13 protein-coding genes, 1 tRNA gene and 4 pseudogenes are annotated in these 22436 nt (G+C 60.6%); 8 read left to right on the forward strand and 10 right to left on the reverse strand.

The annotated features are described in order from the left end of the window. Positions 1-86 precede the first annotated feature (86 nt). The 4 genes from G3A56_RS07950 (at position 87) to moaB (ending at position 4603) form a co-directional block, all read left to right on the forward strand. A complete protein-coding gene (locus G3A56_RS07950; RefSeq protein WP_003493979.1) occupies positions 87-1103 on the forward strand; it encodes a polyprenyl synthetase family protein in 1017 nt (338 codons plus the stop codon). Between the two features lie 189 nt (positions 1104-1292). Further along, complete coding sequence (locus tag G3A56_RS07955; RefSeq protein ID WP_082184594.1) at positions 1293-3140, forward strand: tetratricopeptide repeat protein; 1848 nt, start codon at positions 1293-1295, stop codon at positions 3138-3140. A gap of 6 nt (positions 3141-3146) precedes the next feature. After that, a complete protein-coding gene (locus tag G3A56_RS07960; RefSeq protein ID WP_082183754.1) occupies positions 3147-4031 on the forward strand; it encodes a 4-(cytidine 5'-diphospho)-2-C-methyl-D-erythritol kinase in 885 nt (294 codons plus the stop codon). Between the two features lie 26 nt (positions 4032-4057). Continuing rightward, a complete protein-coding gene (gene moaB / locus G3A56_RS07965) occupies positions 4058-4603 on the forward strand; it encodes a molybdenum cofactor biosynthesis protein B (protein WP_035242005.1) in 546 nt (181 codons plus the stop codon). A 230-nt stretch (positions 4604-4833) separates the two neighbouring features. Here the strand turns inward: moaB and G3A56_RS07970 are convergent. The 5 genes and pseudogenes from G3A56_RS07970 to G3A56_RS07990 all read right to left on the reverse strand — a co-directional run bounded on the left by G3A56_RS07970 (position 4834) and on the right by G3A56_RS07990 (position 10202). Continuing rightward, positions 4834-5708: pseudogene (locus G3A56_RS07970) on the reverse strand (dienelactone hydrolase family protein). Between the two features lie 116 nt (positions 5709-5824). Then, complete coding sequence (gene adhP / locus G3A56_RS07975; RefSeq protein WP_003493972.1) at positions 5825-6853, reverse strand: alcohol dehydrogenase AdhP; 1029 nt, start codon at positions 6851-6853, stop codon at positions 5825-5827. Positions 6854-7002: 149 nt separating this feature from the next. Continuing rightward, a pseudogene (locus G3A56_RS07980) lies at positions 7003-7403 on the reverse strand (MAPEG family protein). Positions 7404-7515: 112 nt separating this feature from the next. Further along, the gene (gene guaB / locus G3A56_RS07985) at positions 7516-9021 is read right to left on the reverse strand and encodes an IMP dehydrogenase (RefSeq protein WP_035241640.1); all 1506 of its coding nucleotides are present in this window, start codon (positions 9019-9021) and stop codon (positions 7516-7518) included. 179 nt (positions 9022-9200) lie between these two features. Continuing rightward, positions 9201-10202 (reverse strand): MBL fold metallo-hydrolase, encoded by a 1002-nt coding sequence (locus tag G3A56_RS07990; protein ID WP_164056632.1) that lies wholly within the window; start codon positions 10200-10202, stop codon positions 9201-9203. A 210-nt stretch (positions 10203-10412) separates the two neighbouring features. Between G3A56_RS07990 and G3A56_RS07995 the strand changes: the two genes are divergently transcribed. Continuing rightward, a complete protein-coding gene (locus tag G3A56_RS07995; protein ID WP_082183751.1) occupies positions 10413-11810 on the forward strand; it encodes an MDR family MFS transporter in 1398 nt (465 codons plus the stop codon). A 3-nt stretch (positions 11811-11813) separates the two neighbouring features. On the opposite strand, the gene G3A56_RS08000 is transcribed toward G3A56_RS07995, so the two are convergent. The 3 genes and pseudogenes from G3A56_RS08000 to G3A56_RS08010 all read right to left on the reverse strand — a co-directional run bounded on the left by G3A56_RS08000 (position 11814) and on the right by G3A56_RS08010 (position 14477). Continuing rightward, a complete protein-coding gene (locus G3A56_RS08000) occupies positions 11814-12554 on the reverse strand; it encodes an RlmE family RNA methyltransferase (protein WP_082183750.1) in 741 nt (246 codons plus the stop codon). Further along, positions 12551-14181 (reverse strand): annotated as a pseudogene (locus G3A56_RS08005) (Ppx/GppA phosphatase family protein). Before G3A56_RS08005 ends, G3A56_RS08000 begins: the two are co-directional and overlap by 4 nt. A gap of 219 nt (positions 14182-14400) precedes the next feature. After that, a tRNA-His gene (locus G3A56_RS08010) sits at positions 14401-14477 on the reverse strand. Positions 14478-14828: 351 nt separating this feature from the next. Between G3A56_RS08010 and G3A56_RS29590 the strand changes: the two are divergent. The 3 genes and pseudogenes from G3A56_RS29590 to G3A56_RS08020 form a co-directional block, all read left to right on the forward strand. Next, positions 14829-16405: pseudogene (locus tag G3A56_RS29590) on the forward strand (PAS domain-containing sensor histidine kinase); the annotation flags it as partial. A 515-nt stretch (positions 16406-16920) separates the two neighbouring features. After that, the gene (locus G3A56_RS28800) at positions 16921-18648 is read left to right on the forward strand and encodes a PAS domain-containing sensor histidine kinase (protein ID WP_246231237.1); all 1728 of its coding nucleotides are present in this window, start codon (positions 16921-16923) and stop codon (positions 18646-18648) included. Positions 18649-18725: 77 nt separating this feature from the next. After that, the gene (locus G3A56_RS08020; RefSeq protein ID WP_164056241.1) at positions 18726-20390 is read left to right on the forward strand and encodes an ABC transporter permease; all 1665 of its coding nucleotides are present in this window, start codon (positions 18726-18728) and stop codon (positions 20388-20390) included. A 311-nt stretch (positions 20391-20701) separates the two neighbouring features. Here the strand turns inward: G3A56_RS08020 and G3A56_RS08025 are convergent, their stop codons facing one another. Continuing rightward, positions 20702-21514: an ABC transporter permease gene (locus tag G3A56_RS08025; protein WP_003493960.1), complete on the reverse strand. Its 813-nt coding sequence runs from the start codon at positions 21512-21514 to the stop codon at positions 20702-20704. A 4-nt stretch (positions 21515-21518) separates the two neighbouring features. Next, entirely contained in the window at positions 21519-22427 is a 909-nt protein-coding gene (locus G3A56_RS08030) for an ABC transporter permease subunit (protein ID WP_003493959.1), read from the reverse strand. Positions 22428-22436 lie beyond the last annotated feature (9 nt).

Consider the following 22436-nt stretch of genomic DNA (forward strand, 5'->3'; position numbering starts at 1 on the left):
TTGAATGGCTAGCGGCAATTCGCCCCTTGCCGCGACAGGCGCCAGTTTTTATTGTCGAATTCAAATTCGAACAGGAGTCCTGTCCCTTGGGCGTCGTCATACCGCTTGAAGAAAGCAAAAACAAACTCGCATCCGTCAAGCCGCTTGTCGACCTGACCCGCCCCGACATGGAACGGGTGAACCAGCTTATCCTTTCCAAGGCCGGTTCCGATGTCCAGATGATACCTGAGGTGGCCAACCATCTGATCTCGTCGGGCGGCAAGCGCCTGCGGCCGATGCTGACGCTCGCCTCGGCCTCGATGTTCGGCTACGAGGGCGACCACCACATCAAGCTCGCCACCAGCGTGGAATTCATGCACACGGCGACGCTTTTGCATGACGACGTGGTGGATGAGAGCGACCTGCGCCGTGGCAAATCCACAGCCCGCACCATCTGGGGCAACCAGGCAAGCGTTCTCGTCGGCGACTTCCTGCTCGGCCAGGCCTTCCGCATGATGGTGGATGTCGGCTCGCTCGATGCGCTCGACGTGCTGTCCACGGCTGCCTCGGTCATCGCCGAGGGTGAGGTGCTGCAGCTTTCGGTCGCCAAGAACATGGAAACGACCGAGGACGACTATCTTCAGGTGATTCGCGCCAAGACCGCCGCCCTGTTTGCAGCGGCGGCGGAAGTGGGGCCCATCGTTGCCAAGACCGACAAGGCGACCCGCAGCGCGCTCAAATCCTACGGCATGAATCTCGGCCTCGCCTTCCAGCTCGTCGACGACGTGCTGGACTACGGCGGCAAGTCCGCCGATCTCGGCAAGAATACCGGTGACGATTTCCGCGAGGGCAAGATCACGCTGCCGGTCATCCTGTCCTATCGTCGCGGCACGCAGGATGAGCGCGCCTTCTGGCGCAACGCCATCGAAAAGGGCGAAAGCAGCGATGAGAACCTCGAAAAGGCGCTGGGCCTGATCACCAAGTACAATGGTCTTGGCGATACGATCGGCCGTGCCACGCATTACGGCACCATTGCCCGCGATGCGCTCGCACCGCTGCCTGAGAGCCCGTGGAAAAATGCGCTTCTGGAAGTGATCGACTTCTGCATCGAGCGTCTCAACTGACGCCCAGGCCCCAAACAAACGGCGGATGGACAGGCCATCCGCGCGATGTTTCGGGCCAGCTTCTCCGCAAGGCGTGATTGTGGCCGGGCCATAATTTCTTGCGGGGCTGCTTCAAAAAAGCCATTCTATCGTGACCAAACAATGGAAACTGATTTTTCCGTGCTTCTGCACAAAGGCAAAGGTTCCCTCATGCGGCGTAAACCAGCACTCCGTCTTCTCTGCAGCGCGGCTCTTGCCGCCGCTCTCGCAATCGGCGCGGGTGCCAGCCCCGGCTTTGCGGAAACGAAGGCGAAACCGGAAGACAAGGCCGTCACGTTCGATCCCGGCAAGGTGAACACCTTCTCCGGCGCCTTCCTCGCCGGACGCAATGCCGACGTCGACCAGGATTATCCCACCGCGATTTCGCTCTACAAGAAGGCGCTGGAATTCGATCCGGCCAATACGGAGATCCGCCAGCGCCTGATGATTGCCGAACTTCTGAGCGGCAATTTCGAGGCCGGCGCCAAGATCGCCGATTCGATGAAGGATGACACCTCCGTCGAACGCGTGACGACCATCGTGCGCGGTCTCGACGCCATCAAGGACAAAGACTTCGCCAAGGCCGAGAAGATCCTGAAATATACCGGCCCGAACGATCTCGACCGCATGGTCAACACGCTTTTGACCGCCTGGGCACGCGCCGGTTCCGGCAAGCCGAAGGAAGCGCTGGCCCTCGTCAACAACATGAAGGGCCCCGGCTGGATCTCAATTTTCCAGAAATACAATGCGGCAGCGATCGCCCTTGTCGCCGGCAATACCGAAGCCGCGCGCAAGAGCCTCAACGAGGCGGTGACGGATCGCGAAGGCGGGGCAACCGCTTCCGATACCTATATGCGCGCGGTGATGGCGCTTGCCCGGCTCGAAGCTTCCGCCGGCAACAAGCAGAAGGCGCTTGATGCGATCGCGGTCGGCGATACTTTCGCACCGAATTACGCACCGCTGAAAGCGCTTCGTCAGTCTATCGAAAGTGGTGACAAGCCCGAGCAGCAGATCACCAATGCCGTGGAGGGTGCCGCCAGCGTCATGTTCTCCATCGCTGGTGCTTTGAACCGCGAAGGTGCGGAAGAAATCGTCACGCTTTATTTGCAGACATCGCGCGCGCTCGATCAGAAGAGCCCGGACACGCTCATTCTTCTCGGCGGGCTTGCTGAAGCCATGAAGCAGCCGGAGCGCGCCATCGCGTTCTACCGCGATGTGCCGAAGGATTCGCCGATGTACCGCATCTCCGAGCTGCAGCTCGGGTTGACGCTTGCGCAGACCGGCAAGGTGGACGAGGCGCGCACGCATCTCAAATCCCTGCTCGAATCCGATCCGAAGGACGTCCGTTCCTATCTCGCCTATGGCAGCGTGCTGTCGGACGCCAAGGACTACCGCGCCATGGCCGAAAACTACGACAAGGCCATCGAGGTGATCGGTGCCGTGCCGCAGAAATCCGACTGGTCCGTGTTCTTCCAGCGCGGCATCGCCTATGAGCGGCTGAAGGAATGGGACAAGGCCGAGCCGAATTTCAAGCGGGCATTGGAATTGAACCCCGAGCAGCCGCAGGTGCTGAACTATCTCGGTTATTCTTGGGTGGACAAAGGCATCAACCTCGATGACGGCATGAAGATGATCAGCCGCGCCGTCGAGCTTCGCCCGAATGACGGTTACATCGTCGACTCGCTTGGCTGGGCGCATTATCGCCTCGGCGCTTTCGACGAAGCCGTGACCGAGCTGGAGCGGGCCATCGAACTCAAGGCCGGTGATCCGACGATCAACGACCATCTGGGTGATGCCTACTGGCGCGTCGGCCGCAAGATCGAGGCAGTCTATCAGTGGAACCGCGCCCTGATCGGCGACAGCGACGATGTGGACAAGGCCAAGGTGAACGAAAAGATCGCCAACGGCCTGCCGCCCCTGGAAAAGGATGCCGAAAACACCGCCAAGAAGGAGGTTGCGCCGCAGCCGCCTGCTCCTCCGGCTCCGGCACCGGCCGCCACTCCGGACAAGAAATCCTGACGCCGCATGCGCGTGCATGACATTTCCGGGGCCACCGAGACAATCGAGGCGGCCCCGGCCAAGATCAATCTGGCGCTGCATGTGACCGGCCAACGGGCGGATGGTTATCATCTGCTCGAAACGCTGGTGGCATTTACGGAAGCCGGCGACGTGATCCGCATTCGCGACGCCGATGCCGACAGTTTCTCCATCTCCGGTCCCTTTGGTGATCTTCTGCGCGCTGGCGACGGCGGTGATAACCTCGTCACCCGCGCCAGGGACTTGCTGCGCGACGCTCTTGTCTCAACCGGTCAACCGGCCCGCCCGGTCGCCATTCATCTCGAAAAGAACCTGCCGGTCGCTTCCGGCATCGGCGGCGGCTCAGCGGATGCGGCGGCGACCCTGCGGGCGCTGTTGCGGCACTGGGATGCCGGGATCGATCCGCAAAAGCTTGCCTCTCTCGCGCTTAGACTTGGTGCGGATGTGCCGATGTGCCTTGAAAGCCGCTCCCTTGTCGCGCGGGGTATCGGCGAGGATATCGAGGCAGTCACCGACCTGCCGGAACTCTTTCTGGTGCTTGCCAACCCGCTGAAGGCCGTTTCGACGCCGGAGATTTTCCGGCGATTGCAGACCAAGAACAATCCACCGCTACCGGAGCGGACATCAGGCAGCTGGATGGATTTTCTCGGCCAAAGCCGAAACGATCTGCAGCCACCCGCACAGGTTCTGCTGCCGGAAATAGGCGAGATCGTCGAGCTGCTGTCGCAGGAAGGCGCCACCCCTGTGCGCATGTCCGGTTCGGGTGCGACCTGTTTCGGGATTTTTCAATCCGTCGAGGCGGCTCACAAAGCCGAAATGTCGCTTCGAGAGAGCCGGCCCGGCTGGTATTTTCAGGCGACGCGGACAATTTGATAAGCGAGCAGATCGAGGATTAGACCATGGCAGGCGAAAGACCCTTCATTCCTCTCGGCATTGCGGTCTTGACCGTTTCGGACAGCCGCACGCTGGAGAATGACAAATCCGGCGATACGCTCGTCGCCCGCCTTGAAGAGGCGGGACATCGTCTTGCCGCCCGCGCCATCGCTCCGGACGACAGGCAAGCCATTTTCAATACCGTGCGTGACTGGACCCTCACCGAGGGTGTGGATGTGGTCATCACCACCGGCGGCACCGGTTTTACCGGCCGCGACGTGACACCCGAGGCGCTGGAACCACTGTTCGAAAAGCGCATGGACGGGTTTTCTGCCATCTTCCATCGCATTTCCTATGAAAAGATCGGCACCGCCACCATCCAGTCACGGGCGACCGGCGGCGTGGCGAATGCGACCTTCATCTTCGTTTTGCCGGGCTCGCCGGGTGCATGCAAGGATGCGTGGGATGGGATTCTCAAGGCTCAGCTCGATTATCGCCACTTGCCCTGCAATTTTGTGGAGATCATGCCAAGGCTCGATGAGCATTTGAAGCGCGGGGCTGGTGGCGTTTAGATCAGCGGATCGAGGGCGCGTGGAGCTTACCCCCTCTGCCCTGCCGGGCATCTCCCCTCAAGGGGGAGATCGACTCGTGGTTGGGTCTCGCCCATCTCAACATTTGTGAATGAAGTGGCGGTAGCGCCTCCTGCCGATCTCCCCCCTCGAGGGGAGATGCCCGGCAGGGCAGAGGGGGTAAAGCCCCACCCGCCTCCGGCTCGCAGACAATGCACACCTCAAAAACCCCATCACGCCAGATATTTCTTGAAGAACTCCGTCGTCCGGCCCCAGGCGAGATCGGCAGCTGCCTTGTCGTATCGCGCCGAGGACGTATCGTTGTTGAAGGCGTGGTTGACGCCGTCATAGACGAAGATTTCGAAGGTCTTGCCGTTTTCCTCCAGCGCCTTCTTATAGGCATCGATGCCGGCATTGATGCGCTCATCGAGACCCGCATAGTGCAAGAGCAGCGGCGCCTTGATGGCAGGCACATCGGCCGCCGGGGCCTGCTGGCCGTAATAGGCGACGCCGGCATTCAGGCCTGCCGATTTGGTGGCGAAACGGTTAACCAGCCCGCCGCCCCAGCAGAAGCCAACCGCACCGACCTTGCCATTCGCACCCTGTCTTGCGGCGAGCCACACCCGGCCCGCTTCGGCATTGGCGACCGTTGCCTCCATGTCGAGGCCGCTGAACATTTCCCGCGCCTTATCCTCATCCGCAGGCGTGCCGCCCTGCGGAGAGAGGAAATCGACCGCAAGCGCCCTGAAACCGGCGAGCGCCACACGCCTTGCCACATCGCGGATATGATCGTTGAGGCCCCGGTTCTCATGGATGACGATGACCGAGCCGATGGGGCCGGAAACGGATTTCGGCGTAACGAGATAACCCTTCATCTCACCACCGGGGCGGGATATGTCACCTCTTCCGCAACGATACCCGCATCGTCAGGCGCGACGATTGCCGCACGGGCGCTGTTGGCCGAAAGGAGCGGCGCGATGGCCGCCGCAGCTGCGCCGGACCCGGCAAGTACCGTGAGCTTTTCCATGAATTTGCGGCGGTCGAGGCTGAGATGGGTATATTCATCATAAGCGTCGATCATGGCCTGCGTGATCTTGGGCTTGTCCATCGCTCTATCCTCCTTGAACGCGCGGATGCGGAAGGATAACGCAGATCGTCTCGGGGGAACGAGGCGGGGCAAGCGGCGCCACACATTTGCGTGAGCGCCGCGGCCAGGTTTTCACATCAGGCGGCGAGGTCCACGACGATACGGCCGTCGATCTTACCCTCTTCCATGCGGTGGAAGATATCGTTGATGTTTTCGAGCTTGTCCCAGGAGAAATGGGCGGCCACCTTGCCTTCACCGGCGAAGGTCAGCGCTTCCTCCAGATCCTGCCTTGTGCCGACGATGGAGCCGCGCACCGTGATGCGCTTCAGCACCGTGTCGAACACCGGAATGGAGATGAAGCCCGGCGGCAGGCCGACAAGCGCCATGGTGCCCTTGGAGCGCAGGAAACCGTAAGCCTGCTCCATGGCCTTGGGCGACACCGCCGTCACCAGCGCGCCATGGACGCCGCCGGTCGCCTTCTGCACCTGCTCCACCGCATCCGGCGCGCGGCCGTTGACGGTGACATCGGCACCGAGTTTCTTCGCAAGCTCCAGCTTGTCGTCGAAAATATCGGCGGCGACGACATGCATGCCCATGGCCTTGGCATATTGCACGGCCATGTGGCCAAGCCCGCCAATGCCTGAAATGACCACCCATTCACCGGGTCTCACTTCGGTTTCCTTGAGACCCTTGTAAACGGTGACACCGGCGCAAAGCACGGGTGCGGCGGGGCCGAATTCCAGATTATCCGGCAGGCGACCGACGAATTTCGGATCGGCAAGGCCATATTCGGCAAAGCTGCCATTGACGGAATAACCCGAATTCTTCTGGCTCGGGCATAGGGTTTCCCAACCGGTGCGGCAGGGAATGCAGCATCCGCAGGCGGTATAAAGCCACGGCGTGCCGGCGCGGTCGCCCTCCTTGATCCCGGTGACGCCAGCGCCGATCTTCGCGACATAACCGACGCCTTCATGGCCGGGGATAAAGGGCGGGTTGGGTTTCACCGGCCAGTCGCCCGTTGCGGCGTGCAGGTCGGTGTGGCAAATGCCCGTCGCCTTGTAGTTGATGAGAATTTCACCGGGGCCTGGATCCGGTATCGCCACTTCCTCGATGGTCAGCGGTTTCCCAAACGCGCGGACGACGGCTGCCTTCATTGTTTTCGCCATGACATACTCCTCAATCTCTGCTCGCCTGAAATCCTCGACGGCAAGGCAGAGATTAACGGGGATGAGGTCTCATGGAATTGACCTATCGCAAATCGGGTTATTTTAAGGGCGCGATTGTCTCACTTATGAGGCAACCTGACGGTGCTGTTTTATTCCAGAGCCAACCAGATGGCGAGCCAGCCCAGAGGCAGAGCAGAAGCACAAAGCCGATGCCGAACAAAGCGCCGCGATGACGCAGGCGGTTGCTGGTGACATGGACATAGGAGTGGGCGTAGCGCGAGAGCACGAACAGCCAGGCCAGCACGATGGTGACGATATTGTCCGCATCGGTGATATAAAGCAGCAGGCAGGCGATGTGAAACAGGACGGGAAGTTCGAACTGGTTGGCGATGTTGCGGTTCACCAGATAGCTTTCCCGCGCTTCCTCGCTCTTGTCGCGAAGCCGGATGGCCGATTCACGATCCGTGAAGGTGTATTTCTTGCGACGGTAGAGCAGCAGCCCGTAGAGCCAGAAAACGAGAAAGACATGGGCGATCATCGGCCAGAACATTGCGGTCGTCGGTGACATGCTTTCTCCTCCAATCATGAAAACGCTCCCCGATCCGGCGTGAATCGGGAAGCGCCAAATACTCACTATCCTTTTAAGGATTCGTCTCGAAAGATCAAACTGCGCCGGGGTAGTTCGGGCTTTCGCGGGTGATCGTCACGTCATGGGCGTGGCTTTCACGCAGGCCGGCGCTGGAGATGCGCACGAAGGTGGCGCGTTCCTGGAATTCCTTGATGGTGCCGCCGCCGACATAACCCATGGCTGCCTTCAAGCCGCCGGCCAGCTGGTGCAGAACGCCGGAGACCGGTCCCTTGTAGGGAACCTGACCTTCGATGCCTTCCGGAACGAGCTTCAGCGTGTCGCGCACTTCCGCCTGGAAATAACGGTCTGCGGAACCGCGCGCCATGGCGCCAACGGAACCCATGCCGCGATAGGCCTTGAAAGAACGGCCCTGATAGAGGAACACCTCACCCGGGCTTTCGTCCGTGCCGGCCAAAAGCGAGCCGATCATGACGGCGGAGGCACCGGCGGCAATGGCCTTGGCCAGATCGCCCGAGAATTTGATGCCGCCATCGGCGATAACGGGAATGTCTGCCGCATTGGCGACTTCGACCGAGGCCATGATCGCGGCAAGCTGCGGAACGCCGACGCCGGCGACGATGCGGGTGGTGCAGATGGAGCCGGGGCCGATACCAACCTTGACGCCATCGGCGCCGGCATCGATCAGCGCCTTGGTGCCGTCGGCGGTGGCGACATTGCCGGCAATGATGCGAACCGAGTTCGACATCTTCTTGACCACCGAAACGGCATCGAGCACGCGCTGCGAATGGCCGTGCGCGGTATCGACGACCAGAAGGTCGACGCCGGCATCGATGAGGCGCTCGGCGCGCTCAATGGCATCGGCCCCGACGCTGATGGCGGCGGCGGCGCGAAGGCGGCCCTGCGCATCCTTGGTGGCGTTGGGGTTCAGCTGCGACTTCTCGATGTCCTTGACGGTGATGAGGCCGACGCAATTGCCCTTTCCATCCACCACCAGCAGCTTTTCGATGCGGTGCTTGTGCAGCAGGCGGCGCGCTTCCTGCTGATCGACGCTGCTTTCCTTGACCGTGACCAGGTTTTCGCGGGTCATCAGTTCGTAGATCTTCTGCTGCGGATCGGAGGCGAAGCGCACGTCGCGATTGGTGAGAATGCCGACGAGGCGGCCGTTCTTGTGGCCGCCGGAACCGCCGTTTTCAACCACAGGAATACCGGAAATGCCGTGCGCCTTCATCAGCGCCTGTGCTTCAGCGAGCGTCGCATCCGGGCCGATAGTAACCGGGTTGACGACCATGCCGCTTTCGAACTTCTTCACCTGACGGACTTCTTCGGCCTGCTCGATGGGGGTCAGGTTACGGTGGATGACGCCGATGCCGCCGGCCTGGGCCATGGCGATGGCAAGGCGACCTTCCGTGACCGTGTCCATGGCGGAAGAGAGGATCGGAAGGTTGAGATCGATATCGCGGGCAATGCGGGTTGCGATATTCGTCTGTCCCGGCATAACCTCGGAATGTCCGGGTTGCAGCAACACATCGTCAAATGTGAGAGCGTCCAAACCAGTGGGTGTTTGAATGATGCGTGCCATGACCAAATTCCTTCATAATGAAAATGCGTGGCCGTTCCGGAACGAAAAGTTCACCCCGGCGCCCTGCAAGGATTGCTTGGAAGTTGGCGAGGGCTGGTAACACGTTCATGACAGGAAGGGAATAGAAAAAACCCGGAATTGCCTTCCGGGCTTCTTCTGTTGCTGCATTGCAGCAGAGATCAGATGTCGAACTGGTAGGATTTCGGCACGAAACGATAACCCGCATCCAGCTTTTCCGCATAACCGACAGAAGGGAAAGGCATGTGATAACCGAGGAAAGGCAGCCGGTCGGTGGCGATCATGTCGTAAACCTTCTTGCGGGTTGCTGCCGCCGCCGCCTTGTCCATGTCGAACTTGACCTCCCAGTCCGGCCTTTGCAGCGACAGGACGAAATGGTTGGCCGTATCCGCCGTCAGGATCAGCTGCTTACCTTCCGATTCGACCCGGAAGATCATGTGTCCCGGCGAATGGCCGAAAGCCGCAATGCCGGTGATGCCGGAAACCACATCGGCGCCATCCCCGATGAAGGTCGCCTTTTCCGCCAGCGGCTTGACGTTGGCGATGACGCCCTTCTGGCCGCCTTCGGCCGGTGTGCCGACCCGCTTCCCGTCCGTCCAGAAATCATATTCCGCCTGACCGAAGACGTAGCGCGCCTTTTCGAAAGCCGGCGCACCCTTTTCCATCAGCCCGCCTATGTGGTCGCCGTGCATGTGGGTCAGAACCACCACGGTCACATCCTCAGGCGAGTAACCGGCAGCCGCCATGCCTTCAAGCAGACGGCCATTGCCGGCGCCACGGCCCGCTTCACCGAAACCGGTGTCGAACAGCACGAGGTCCGTGCCGGTATTGACGAGGACAGGCGAGAAGGAATTGACGAACTGGTCCTTCGGCAGAAAATTGTCTTCCAGCAGCTTGCCGACGGTTTCCGCCGACTGATCCGTGCCGAAGGTCTCGCCCGGATTGGGCGCCGCGCGCGCGCCGTCCTTCACCACCAGCACTTCGAAATTGCCGAGCTTGAAGCGATTGGTTTCAGGCGGCATGGCGTATTTGATCTCCATGGAGGTTTGCGGCTGGCTCGTCTGGGCCGTGGCAGTGCGTGTCATCAATAGCGGTGCGCCGAGGACGCTTGCGCCGGCTGCGCCAATGAGGCCGCGTCTGCTCATGCTCAAGGATTGGGTCATCATCTTGTCTCCGATAGCGCCAACTGGCCATGATCGCCAACTGAACTGTGCCCAACGGACAATAGAGCGAGAAAGTTGCAAGGAAACCGGCCTCACGCAGGTTTGATCGGAACTTGAGAAATTGATAATTAACGTGTTGGCAAGCCCGCTTATCAGGCGTAGGAGGAACGGCGATATCCTTTGTCGCAGCGGAAAGCCGCAGGCAGCCTCATGAACCGCATCATTCCCCTGATCCTGGCAGTCGCTCTCTTCATGGAGCAGATGGACTCCACCGTCATTGCAACTTCGCTTCCGGCGATTGCAGCAGACCTCAATGTCGGTCCGATCACGCTCAAACTCGCGCTGACGGCCTATATGGTGTCGCTGGCGATCTTCATTCCCATCAGCGGCTGGATGGCCGACAAATACGGCGCGAAGAAAATCTTCCGTCTCGCCATCGGCGTCTTCGTTGTCGGGTCGATCTGCTGCGCGGTCTCGTCGTCGGTGTTCGAATTCGTGCTCTCGCGTTTCCTGCAAGGCATGGGCGGCGCGATGATGACACCCGTTGGCCGTCTCGTTCTGCTTCGAACGACGAAACGGACCGAACTCGTCTCCGCCATGGCGCTGTTGACGATACCGGCGCTTGTGGGGCCGCTCACCGGCCCGCCGATCGGCGGTTTCATCACCACCTATTTTTCATGGCACTGGATTTTCCTGATCAACGTTCCCATCGGCGTCATCGGCATCTGGCTGTCGACGATCTTCCTGCCGGAAATAGAAACCACCAATCCGCCGCCGATGGACGGCAAGGGTTTCGTGTTATCCGGCATTGCCGCCTCGGGCGTTGTCTTCGGCGTTTCGGTGGTCAGCCTACCGGCATTGCCGCCCGCCATCGGCATTGCCTCGACGGTCATCGGTTTCATCTGCGGTTTTCTTTACCTGCGCCACGCCGCCCGTCACCCCGCTCCCATTCTGGACTTCCGCATCTTCCAGAATGCGACCTTCCGGGCGGCCTCTGTTGGCGGCACCATTTTCCGCATTTCGACGGGTGCCATCCCGTTCCTGATGCCGCTGATGCTGCAGATCGGTTTCGGGCTCAATCCGTTTCAGTCCGGCATGATCACCTTTGCGGGTGCGATTGGCGCGATCACCACGAAATTCATGGCCAAGCGGGTCTTTGCGGCAACGGGGTTCAAATCGACGTTGATCGGGGCTGGCATCGTCGGTGCCTGCACGACGCTTGCCAACAGCTTCTTCACGCCTGATACCCCCTATTCGCTGATCATGATCTTTCTGGTCACGGCGGGATTTGCCCGGTCGTTCTTCTTCACCGGGTCGAACGCGCTCAGCTATTCCGATATCGAGGACAGCCAGGCCAGTCAGGCGACCTCGATGGCCTCGGTGATGCAGCAGATCAGCCTGGCGCTTGGCGTGGCTTTCGCCGCTTCCATTCTGGAGGTCAGCAGCATGATGTCCGGTACGCATCTGCAGCTTGCCGATTTCCACATCGCCTTCACCATCGTCGCGCTCGTCTCGCTCTTCGCCATCGTGCCGATCATCCGCATGGATGCACAGGCAGGGGCGGCCGTCTCCGGCCACCGCGGCAAGGTCTCGCAACCGGCGGAGTAATGATCAGTCTTCGGCCGCCTCGGTGGTGTCCGCATCGATTGCGGGCGCGCTTCTGCGGCCCTTGAAGTGCTTGGCAAGCAGGAACATCTCGACCGATTCCGAGCGTGACGACGCCGGCTTGATGTGCAGCACCTGCTTGAAGTTCTGCTTCAGCATATCCAGCAATGCCTTTTCCGTGCCGCCCTGGAAGGTCTTGGCAAGGAAATGGCCGCCTTCCGCCAACACCTGAACCGCGAAATCGGCTGCGACTTCGCACAGATGCATGGTGCGGATGTGGTCGGTCTTCTGGTGGCCGGTGGTGGGTGCCGCCATGTCGGACAGTACCAGATCCGGCGTGCCGCCCACGGCTTCCATCAACTGGTCCGGTGCGGTCGGATCGAGGAAGTCGAGCTGCAGGATCTTCACGCCGGGAATGGGATCGATCTCGAGGAAATCGATGGCGGCGACGCGAATATCGTCCTCGGTGGAATCCGTCACCTTCGAGGCGATCTGCGACCAGCTTCCGGGTGCCGCACCAAGGTCGATGATGCGGGTGGCACCCTTCAATATCTGGTGCTTGTCGTTGATTTCCAGAAGCTTGAAGGCGGCGCGGGCGCGATAGCCCTCAAGCTTGGCGCGCTGGACGTAGGGGTCATTGATATGACGTTCAAGCCAACGGCGCGATGAAGCCTTGAGTTTGGTCTTCTTGACCTTCTGGCCGATCTTTCGGCCGGTGCGATTGGTGCTTGTGGGCGCCTTGCTCATGTCAAACCTTCCGTCCTGTCCTGCCGTGTCATCTGCATGCGCCTTATGCGGTTGCGCCGCCAGGCGCCGTCATCCGCCATCATATCCGTCAGGAGCCCTTCGCGCAGACCGCGATCGGCCACGCGCATGCGCCGCGCCGGCCAGCGGCGGCGAATGGCCTCGAGAATGGCGCAGCCGGCCAGAACCAGATCGGCCCGATCAGGACCGATGCAGGCATTGGCGGCGCGGCCAGCGAAATCCCACGCCAGAAGCTTGTCCTGCATGGCCGTCACCTCGGCGTCGGAAAGCCAGAGGCCATCCACCTTGCGGCGATCATAGCGCGGCAGATCGAGATGAACACCGGCAAGCGTCGTTACCGTACCCGAGGTCCCGATGAGATGAAAATCCTCATGATGCAATTGCGGCGCCAGAGGCGGGCAATGGAACGCATCGAGCAGCCCCTCGACTTCCCGCACCATGGCCGCGAAGACATCAGGCGTCACATCGCGGCCGCCATGGCGTTCCGAGAGCGTGACGACGCCGACCGGAAGCGATGTCCAGTGGGTAATGTGGTTGGCAAGCCGGTTGGAACGGTTCTCACCGACCTTGATGACCGCGATTTCCGACGATCCGCCGCCGATATCGAACAGCACCACCGAACGCGCCTCGCGCCCGACAAGCGAGGCGCAGCCCGATACCGCAAGGCGGGCTTCCGTCTCGCGGCTGATGATTTCAAGCTTGAGCCCCGTTTCGCGGGTGACCCGCTCCAGAAACTCCTCGCCATTGGACGCGGCCCGGCAGGCTTCGGTGGCGATCAGCCGCATGCGCCTGATCGGGCGGCCGGCGAGTTTCGAAGAGCAAACCTTGAGAGCCTCGACCGCGCGGTCCATCGCATCGTCGGAAAGCCGGCCGCTCGACACCAGGCCCTCGCCCAGCCGGACGATACGCGAAAAGGCGTCGACAACCCGGAACTGGCCGGGCCGTGTCGGCTGCGCGATCAAGAGACGGCAATTATTGGTGCCAAGATCGAGCGCCGCATACATATCCGTCGCCTGTTCCGCGCCATGATCGTGATGGCGGCCGGCGTGACGGGCGGAAATTTCAGATTGCTGCCGGTGCGTTTCCTGAGCCGCCCCATTGGCGCGGCCATTCTGCTTGCCGACATGTCTCGGCGCATGGGAAGGGACCAGCGGGCGGCCCTGCGGATCGCGACCGCGTGGATCGCGATGAGCCCGCTTGCGGTTGCGCGACTTGCGGCCGCCGCCTGGGGCACCGATGATGGGTTGCTGACATCGGGTGCGGTCGAGGCCTGCACCTGCTCGCCGGGCGCAGACGTCGTCTGCTGAGAAGCGCCTTTGCCGCGAGAACGCCGGCGGCGCTTTCTCTTGCGCGGCTCGGAATCCGGCTCGAGAGCCGATATATGCGGGGAACCGGCCGGAACATCCGCGGCAACATCATGCGACAGCACAGCAGCGTCACGGGGTTTACCGTCACGCTTGTGTTTCTTGCCACGACGGGATCGCTTCGCTTTCCCTTTGTTTGCCACCGACGCCCCTTGGTCCGACGGCTTTGGGCCGTTTCCGGGGTCGATCACTGTCTTGTCCATTTCGCCGCGCACAAGCGTAGACGCTATGCTGCTGGCTTTCATAAGGTTTCGTTGGGCCGACAATACCAGCGCAAGAGATTTTAGCCAAATGGTTTTTGGGGTATGAAAACGGCAACGCGCTCACACGCAAGCAAAGGCTGTGCGCGGGCTGGCAAAACAGCGGCAATGATTTCTGAGGATTTTCGGAAACCGTGAAACGGAGAAAATACTCCCATCTCCCGGTAAGTCCTTGTAGCATTTGAACTTATCGGGAGAAGGGAATGGTACGGTTGAGTGGGGTCGAACCACCGACCTCAGGTGCCACAAACCTGCGCTCTAACCAACTGAGCTACAACCGCACATGAAACGCCGAAGCGGCGTCACGGGGGTGACATAAAAGGAGTTTCCCCCATTTGCAAGTGCCTCATTGAATTTTGCGAAAAAAGGCATCGAAAGGCAAGCGCTTTTCCTGCCGTGGGGCGAACGGCGAGTGTCAGCCGGCGGTCTCGCCCGCACTCGGCAACGGCCTCGCCGCAGGCCTGTTCATGTTAACTCTATTTGGCGATTCATCCAGCGGATGGTGGACCCGGCTGGCCTGTGAAGTTATTTAAAATTCTGTTAACGTGGTGCCTGCGCGGGTTTACGTTTCAGCTTCATGAGGAAGCTGACAAAGCCTCGCAAGGTCCGGTAGTGCCAGAATAGGTTTCGACATGCCCGCCGTCCAATATCCCTTTATCGATATAGCAGTGCATGAACGGGTGCGTGAAGGTTTCGGGCGCGGCGAGGCGATGGCTTTGTTTTCTCTCGACCTTCAAAGCGCCCTTTGGGCAAACGGGCGGGGCGCTGCGCTGTTCGGCACACCGATGGTCTATGATTTTCTGGAACAGGGCCCGAAGCGGCAGGACGTGACCTTCCGGCAGCTGGCAGCGACGGCGGCACGGCTGTCCAAGGCGGGCGACAGCCTGCCGTTTACCATTCGCATCAATGCCGGTTTCCGCAGCGTTGCCGTCACCGCCAAAGCGGAAATCATCGAGGCCGAGCCGGGCCAGCCCGTCATTCTGTTTTCCGCCCTCACAGACCAGAGCGCGCCCGACACAGCGGAATGCGCGCGGCGCATGATCGAAGGCTTTGACGATCCCGACATCCATATCGCGGTTATCAATGGCGAAAACGAAATCGTTGCCGCCTCGGCCAAGTTTGCATCGCTCGGCATCACACCACACACGGCAAGGACGCTGGTGAGAATGGCCGCTGGCCAGTCTGGCCATCTGGTCAAACGGCCCGTGCCGACTGGAAAGGGTTATCTGCCCGCAGCCACCGGCCAGATCACCACATCGCCCGAACTCAACCTGCTGTTCGTGGTCGAGACCGCACTCGGGACGCTTGATCCCGTCAACGGTTTTGCCGAGGACAAACCGCAGGAAACCCCGCCTGCCCCCAGCCCGCTTTGCCGGTTGCGGAGGCCGCACCCGTTGCCGCAGCGGCCGCGTCCTTCGATTCCGTGCTCGACGCCGTCGCCGGGATCGAGGATGTCGAGGACCTGCAGGAACTGTCTACGGACGCCGACGACGAAATGGCGGCGGATCAGGAAGATGCCACCATCCTGCCGGTTGCCGCAGAGGAACAGGCGGAGGCCCCGCTGGATATCTCCGTGGAGGACGCCGAGGCCGCTGCGAACGAGGCGATGACCGACGATATTGCCGATCTCTTCGAGCTCGATGCGGATGACGTGGAGGTTCCGGCGAGTGACCCTGCGGCGGGCGAGAACCATGCTGCAGCGACGCCTGAAGACGCCGGGAGCGAACCGGCTGCTGTTGAGATCGCGGAAGCGGTGACGACGGATATTGCTGCACCGTCTGAAGACGATGTCTCGGCGGAAACAGAAAAAGCGGAGGAAGCTCAGCCCTTTATCTTCAACGCCGGCGCACGCGCATCCCGCTTCGTCTGGAAGATCGATGCGGAAGGACGCTTCAGCTCCATCTCACATGAATTCGCAGAGGCTGTCGGCGAAAAGGCAGCGGCTGTCGAAGGCATGGGCTTTGCCGATGTGGCAACGCTTTTCAATCTCGATCCGGACGGCAAGATCCGCGAGCTGCTCGGCCGTCGCGACACATGGTCGGGCAAGACGATCTATTGGCCGGTGGAGGGCACATCCCTGATGGTGCCGATCGATCTCGCCGCCCTGCCCACCTATACACGCTCGCGTGAATTCGACGGTTTCCGCGGTTTCGGCATCGTGCGGCTCGCCGATGCCACCGAAGATCCCCATGCCATCGGCCTGACCTTCCTGGAAGAGGTGGAGGCTGCTCCGACCGAGGTTTTGCCGCAACCGGCCATCGAGGATGAAAGCCACGAATTGCTGGCATTTCTTGACGACGGCGATGAGCTGGACACAGCGCGGGCAGATGCCGACATGGCGGAAGGCGATGATGCCCCGGCAACGGCAGCCGATATATCTGACAGGACGCTGCCCGAAATTTCGGCAGAGGAAGAGCACCACGATAACAGCCCGCCGGAATTTGAAGTGCCGGTGTTGGCAACAGCGCCAGCCCCGGAGCCAGAACCGGAACCCGCTTATTCCGACAAGATCGTGCATCTTGAAGAGCGCCGCTCGCGCTCCCGCGAGGGCCTGACCGCAGGCGAACAGGCCGCTTTCCGGGAAATCGGCCGGACGCTGGCGCCCACGGATGCTGTTTCGGACGAAAATCCGACGTCGGAGAAAGAAGCTCTTTTCGCGGAGCCGCCCGTATCTGCCGATCCGGTCGTGCAGGATGCCCCGACGATATCGACGACGGAGTGCAGGTGGATACGCCGCCCGCCATGGAAGAAGACGTCAGAACGACGGAAGCGGCCGAGGAAGACGATCTCTTCGCGGACTACGTTCGCGGCGAAGGACCGGCAGCCATTCACGCGCCCACGAATACAATCGATACCGACGAGAAGGAAGAAGTCGCCACGGATGTACAGCCGGTGGCCGATATTGCCGCCGCGATGGTCAGCCCGCCGCTGCGCCCCGCCGATGCGCTGAGCGCCGAAACGCTGGACCAGATGCCCGTGGCGCTGCTCGTGCATGCCGGCGACCGGCTGATCCACGCCAATCCGGATTTCCTGCGACTGACGGGTTACGGTTCTCTCGATGAATTGCAGGAGGTCGGCGGACTGGAAGCACTGCTGCAACGGCAGGAGCTGGAGAATATGCCTGACAACGAAGGCGGCATGGTCGTCGTCAGTGCCGAAAACGACATCATTCCGGTCAAGGCGCGGCTGCAATCCATTCGCTGGGAAGAAACCAAGGCGCTGATGCTGTCGCTTGTTCCGCTGGAAGAAAAGCAGACGCCGGTTGCAGCGGCGAATGAAAATACGGCAGCCGCCGAAACGGCGAATGCGGAGGCCGGCAGCCTTTCCCTGCTGCAGGGCGAAGTCGAGGAACTGCACTCCATTCTGGAAACGGCGACCGATGGTGTGGTGCTTTTGGGAGACGACGGCGAGATCCGTTCGCTCAACCGCTCCGCTAGCGCGCTGTTCAACTACGACAATGGCGAGATTGCCGGAAAACCCTTCGTCACGCTGTTTGCCCATGAGAGCCAGCGCGCCGTTTTGGACTATCTGTCCGGCCTTGCCAATAATGGCGTGGCCAGTGTGCTGAATGATGGCCGTGAAGTGATCGGCCGCGAGGCATCAGGCGGCTTCCTGCCGCTGTTCATGACCATCGGGCGGCTCAAATCCTCACACGGCTATTGCGCCGTCATCCGCGACATCACCCAGTGGAAACGCACGGAAGAAGAGCTGCGCAACGCCAAACGCGCGGCAGAAACCGCCAATGCGCACAAGACCGATTTCCTGGCCCGCGTCAGCCATGAAATCCGCACGCCGCTCAACGCCATTATCGGCTTTGCGGACATGATGGCGACTGAACGCTTCGGGCCAATCGGCCATTCGCGCTATGTGGAATATTCCAACGATATCGGCCGTTCGGGCCGGCATGTGCTCGACATCGTCAACGATCTTCTGGACATCTCCAAGATCGAAGCAGGCCAGATGGATGTGGATTTCATCGCCGTACCGCTGAACGAGACGGTGGCCGAAGCGGTCTCGCTGGTGCAGCCGCAGGCCAACAACCAGCGTGTCATCATCCGTACGGCACTTTCGCAATCCGTGCCGCAGATCGTTGCCGATCTGCGCTCGATCAAGCAGATTGTGCTCAACATCCTGTCGAACGCCATCCGCTTTACGCCATCGGGCGGCCAGATCGTCGTTTCCACCGCCTATGAGGCCAATGGCAGCGTGTCGCTGCGCATTCGCGACACCGGCATCGGCATGACGCGGGCGGAACTGGAGCAGGCGATGAAACCCTTCCGGCAGGTGGCATCATCAGGCAAGCGCGTGCGCGGCGACGGCACCGGGCTCGGCCTTCCGCTGACCAAGGCCATGGTGGACGCCAACCGCGCCAACTTCTCCATCACCTCGACGCCGAATGAAGGAACGCTGGTGGAAATCACCTTTCCGTCACAGCGGGTTCTTGCCAACTGAGGTCGTGCGGGCGTAGCAATGCGAAAGCCGCCGGTGCAATGGTGCCGGTTGAGGCCTTTGCACGACAGTAGACTGGCATGTTCATGACGGTTTCCCTTCCGGCAACGAGACGCTTTTCATTGTTGCCCATAGCGGCGGTCATCGTCGCAGCCATCGCCGCCATGCCCATTCTGGCGATCTTCTGGCTGGCGCTGACCGGCAGCACCGAGGGATGGCAGCATCTTCTTGCCAATGTGCTGCCACGCGCCGGGTTTCGCACCTTCCTGTTGCTGGGAATGACAGCAGCGACGACGGCATTCTTCGGCATCGTCTGCGCCTGGCTCGTCACCACATTCGAATTTCCGCTGCGGCGGGTGTTGTCCGCAGCGCTTGTCCTGCCGCTCGCCATCCCGTCCTATCTGGCGGCCTATGCATTCGGCGAGTTTCTCGATTTCACCGGCCCGGTGCAGAGCGCCATCCGCGCCGCCTTTGGCTACCACAGCATCCGCGACTACTGGTTCCCAGACATACGGTCGCTTGGCGGCGCCGTGGTGGTTCTGAGCTCGGTGCTTTACCCCTATGTCTATCTTTCGGCCCGCGCCGCCTTTTCCATGCAGGGGCGGTTTGCGGCCGAGGCAGCCCGCACGCTCGGCGCAAAACCATTGAGCGTGTTCTTTTCCGTGCAATTGCCCATGGCACGACCGGCAATTGCCATCGGGCTTTCGCTGGTCCTGATGGAGACGCTGAACGATATCGGCGCCGTCGAATATCTTGGTGTCCAGACACTGACCTTCACCATCTACGAAACCTGGCTCAATCGCGGCAACCTCGCCAATGCGACACAGATCGCCGCCGTTATCCTGCTCATCGTCGGCGCGCTGATCGTGATCGAACGCAACGCCCGCGAAAGGCAGCGCTTTGCCGCGCCGAAAGCGACCAGCATGGCGCAGCGCCACCGGCTGAAAGACCTTGGCAGCTGGCGGCGCTGGTCCGCGAGCCTGTTCTGCCTCATTCCCGTGGTGAGCGGTTTCCTTATTCCCGTGATCGTTCTTTGCGGTTACGCCGTGAAAAGGCTGGATGCGCTGTTTGCACCCAAGCTTCTGAAAGCGCTCGGGCATAGTCTTGAGGTCTCGCTTTCCGCCGCCTTCGTGACGCTGATTGCGGCTTTCGTCTTTTCATACGCCATCCGCACCGAGCGCTCCCGCACTTCAAAGGTGGCCGCGCGCCTCGGCTCCATGGGCTATGGCGTGCCGGGAACGGTGCTTGCCATCGGCGTGCTCATTCCGCTGGCCGGTCTCGACAATCGCGTCGATGGGCTTCTCCGATCGCATTTCGGATTTTCAAGCGGCCTGCTGCTGTCCGGCACCGCCTTCGCCATCATTTATGCCCATGCCGTGCGCTTCATGACCATGGCGGAAGGCACGCTTGATGCCGGGTTCCAGAAGCTTTCGCCACATATCGACATGGCCTCGCGAACGCTCGGGCGCAACCGTCTGCAGACGCTATTCAAGGTGCTGTTGCCGAACATGCGGCCTGCGGCGCTGACCGCCTTTCTTCTGGTGCTGATCGAGTCCATGAAGGAGTTGCCGGCGACGATCCTGCTGCGTCCCTTCGGCTTCAACACCTTGGCCACGCTGGTCTATGAGGATGCCTCCCGCTCGCGGGTGCAGGATGCCGCCGTGCCGGCCATCATCATCATTCTCGCCGGCCTTATACCCGTGCTTCTTGTCTCAAAATCGATGGATCATCCGGAAAACCACTGAGGGCAACCGGCATGATGGCAAAAAGAAAGGCGGCCTTGCGACCGCCTGTATTAGTTGTGCTTTTTTTAACGAGAAAAAGGGGGACAACCTCGCCATATGGAAATTATCAATCCCGGCTATCAGAAATTTGACAGCCCTGCGTTGGGTTTACTTTCCGCCAACTCCTATTAACAAGCGGTTAAAACCAAAATCGATCAATTACCGACGATAATTCCTATTTTTAGACCGTAGAGGGCCAAAACTAAATTATGAGTTTCTAATTTTATCGCGATTACAACAGTAACGCGTAAAAATCGAAACGGATCATTCGATCAGTTTCGCGCGGCCGCGTGCTCGTCTCTCATCCGCTGCAATTCGGTGCGTTTGGAGACAATGGAAGTGGCAATCACGCCGATGGTGACGAGGCCGATGAGGATCGTACAGATCGCGTTGATTTCCGGCGTCACGCCGAGGCGCACCTGCGAGTAGATTTTGATCGGCAGCGTGGTTGCGCCGGGACCGGTGGCGAAGCTGGCGATCACCAGATCGTCAAGCGACAGCGTGAAAGCCAGCATCCAGCCGGCGATGACGGCCGGGAAGATCAGCGGCAGCGTAATTTTGAAGAAAGTCTTGACCGGCGGGCAGCCGAGATCAAGCGCCGCCTCCTCCAGACTGCGATCAAAGGTGAGGAGCCGGGACTGCACGACGATCGCCACATAACACATGGTGAAAGTGGTATGGGCGATGACAACCGTCCAGAAACCGCGATCCACCCCGACGGCAACGAACAAAAGCAGTAGCGACAGGCCGGTGATGACCTCCGGCATGACGAGCGGCGCATAGATCATGCCGGAAAACAGCACGCGCCCCGGAAAACGGGCGAAGCGGGTGAGCGACAACGCCGCCAGCGTTCCGAGGATGGTGCCGATCGTGGCGCTGAGGATACCGACACGTAGCGTCACCCAGGCGGCATCCATCAACCCCTGGTTCGACCACATGGATCTGTACCATTGCAGCGAAAAGCCACCCCAGACGGTGACGAGCTTCGAGGCATTGAAGGAATAAACGATCAGGATGATGATCGGGATATAAAGAAAGGCAAAACCGAGGGTGAGGACGGTGATGTCGAATTTTCCGCGCTTCATGGTCTCACCCCACCTTCTTCTGCTGGTTCTGGAAGATGGCGATGGGCACCACCAGCAACAGCAGCAGCAGCACGGCAACGGCAGACGCTAAGGGCCAGTCGCGATTGCCGAAGAATTCCGTCCAGAGCGTCTTGCCGATCATCAGGGTCTGCGCGCCACCCAAGAGGTCAGGGATGACGAATTCACCCGTTATCGGGATGAAGCAGATCATCGAACCGGCGACCACGCCCGGCAGCGACAGAGGAAAGGTGATCTTCCAGAAGGCTTTCCAGGGTGGGCAACCGAGATCAGCCGCCGCTTCCAGAAGCGTATTGTCGAGTTTTTCCAGCGCCGAATAGAGCGGCAGCACCATGAAGGGCAGGTAGGAATAAACAATGCCGATGAAGATCGCTGTTTCCGTGCGGAAGATGTTGACCTGCTGGTCCGGCCCCAGAAAACCGAGCCATTGGAACAGCACCGTCAACAGGCCCTCCGGCTTCAGAATGCCTATCCAGGCGTAAACGCGGATCAGGAACGAGGTCCAGAACGGCAGGATCACCAGCATCACCAGCGTCGGGCGGACCGATGACGGCGCGCGCGCCATGGCGAGCGCCATGGGATAACCGATCAGCAAAAGCAGACAGGTGGAGATGAAGGCGATGCGCAGCGACGACAGATAGGCGTCGATGTAAAGCGGGTCTTCCGTCAGGAAGAGGTAATTCTCGAAATCCAGCTGCGAAAAGAATTCGCCGAGCTTCGAAAACCCTTCGAAGACCGGCGTATAGGGCGGCATGGAGATCGCCGTATCTGACAGCGATATCTTGAGAATGATGAAAAAGGGCGCAGCGAAAAACAGCAGCAGCCAGAAATAGGGAACCGCGACGACCAGCCAGCGCCAGGGGCTTTGCCGGTTTTCGGGAGTGGTGATCGCCATGGAAGCCTC

The sequence above is a fragment of the Rhizobium oryzihabitans genome (assembly GCF_010669145.1).
GTDB classification, from domain to species: Bacteria; Pseudomonadota; Alphaproteobacteria; order Rhizobiales; family Rhizobiaceae; genus Agrobacterium; species Agrobacterium oryzihabitans.

Coding starts and splice junctions, on each gene's coding strand:
- G3A56_RS07990 (WP_164056632.1), bottom strand. CDS start 10,202: ATGACCCAATCCTTGAGCATGAGCAGACGCGGCCTCATTGGCGCAGCC.
- G3A56_RS08020 (WP_164056241.1), top strand. CDS start 18,726: ATGTTCATGACGGTTTCCCTTCCGGCAACGAGACGCTTTTCATTGTTG.
- guaB (WP_035241640.1), bottom strand. CDS start 9,021: ATGGCACGCATCATTCAAACACCCACTGGTTTGGACGCTCTCACATTT.
- G3A56_RS07955 (WP_082184594.1), top strand. CDS start 1,293: ATGCGGCGTAAACCAGCACTCCGTCTTCTCTGCAGCGCGGCTCTTGCC.
- G3A56_RS08025 (WP_003493960.1), bottom strand. CDS start 21,514: ATGAAGCGCGGAAAATTCGACATCACCGTCCTCACCCTCGGTTTTGCC.
- G3A56_RS08030 (WP_003493959.1), bottom strand. CDS start 22,427: ATGGCGATCACCACTCCCGAAAACCGGCAAAGCCCCTGGCGCTGGCTG.
- moaB (WP_035242005.1), top strand. CDS start 4,058: ATGGCAGGCGAAAGACCCTTCATTCCTCTCGGCATTGCGGTCTTGACC.
- G3A56_RS07995 (WP_082183751.1), top strand. CDS start 10,413: ATGAACCGCATCATTCCCCTGATCCTGGCAGTCGCTCTCTTCATGGAG.
- G3A56_RS07960 (WP_082183754.1), top strand. CDS start 3,147: ATGCGCGTGCATGACATTTCCGGGGCCACCGAGACAATCGAGGCGGCC.
- adhP (WP_003493972.1), bottom strand. CDS start 6,853: ATGGCGAAAACAATGAAGGCAGCCGTCGTCCGCGCGTTTGGGAAACCG.
- G3A56_RS08000 (WP_082183750.1), bottom strand. CDS start 12,554: ATGAGCAAGGCGCCCACAAGCACCAATCGCACCGGCCGAAAGATCGGC.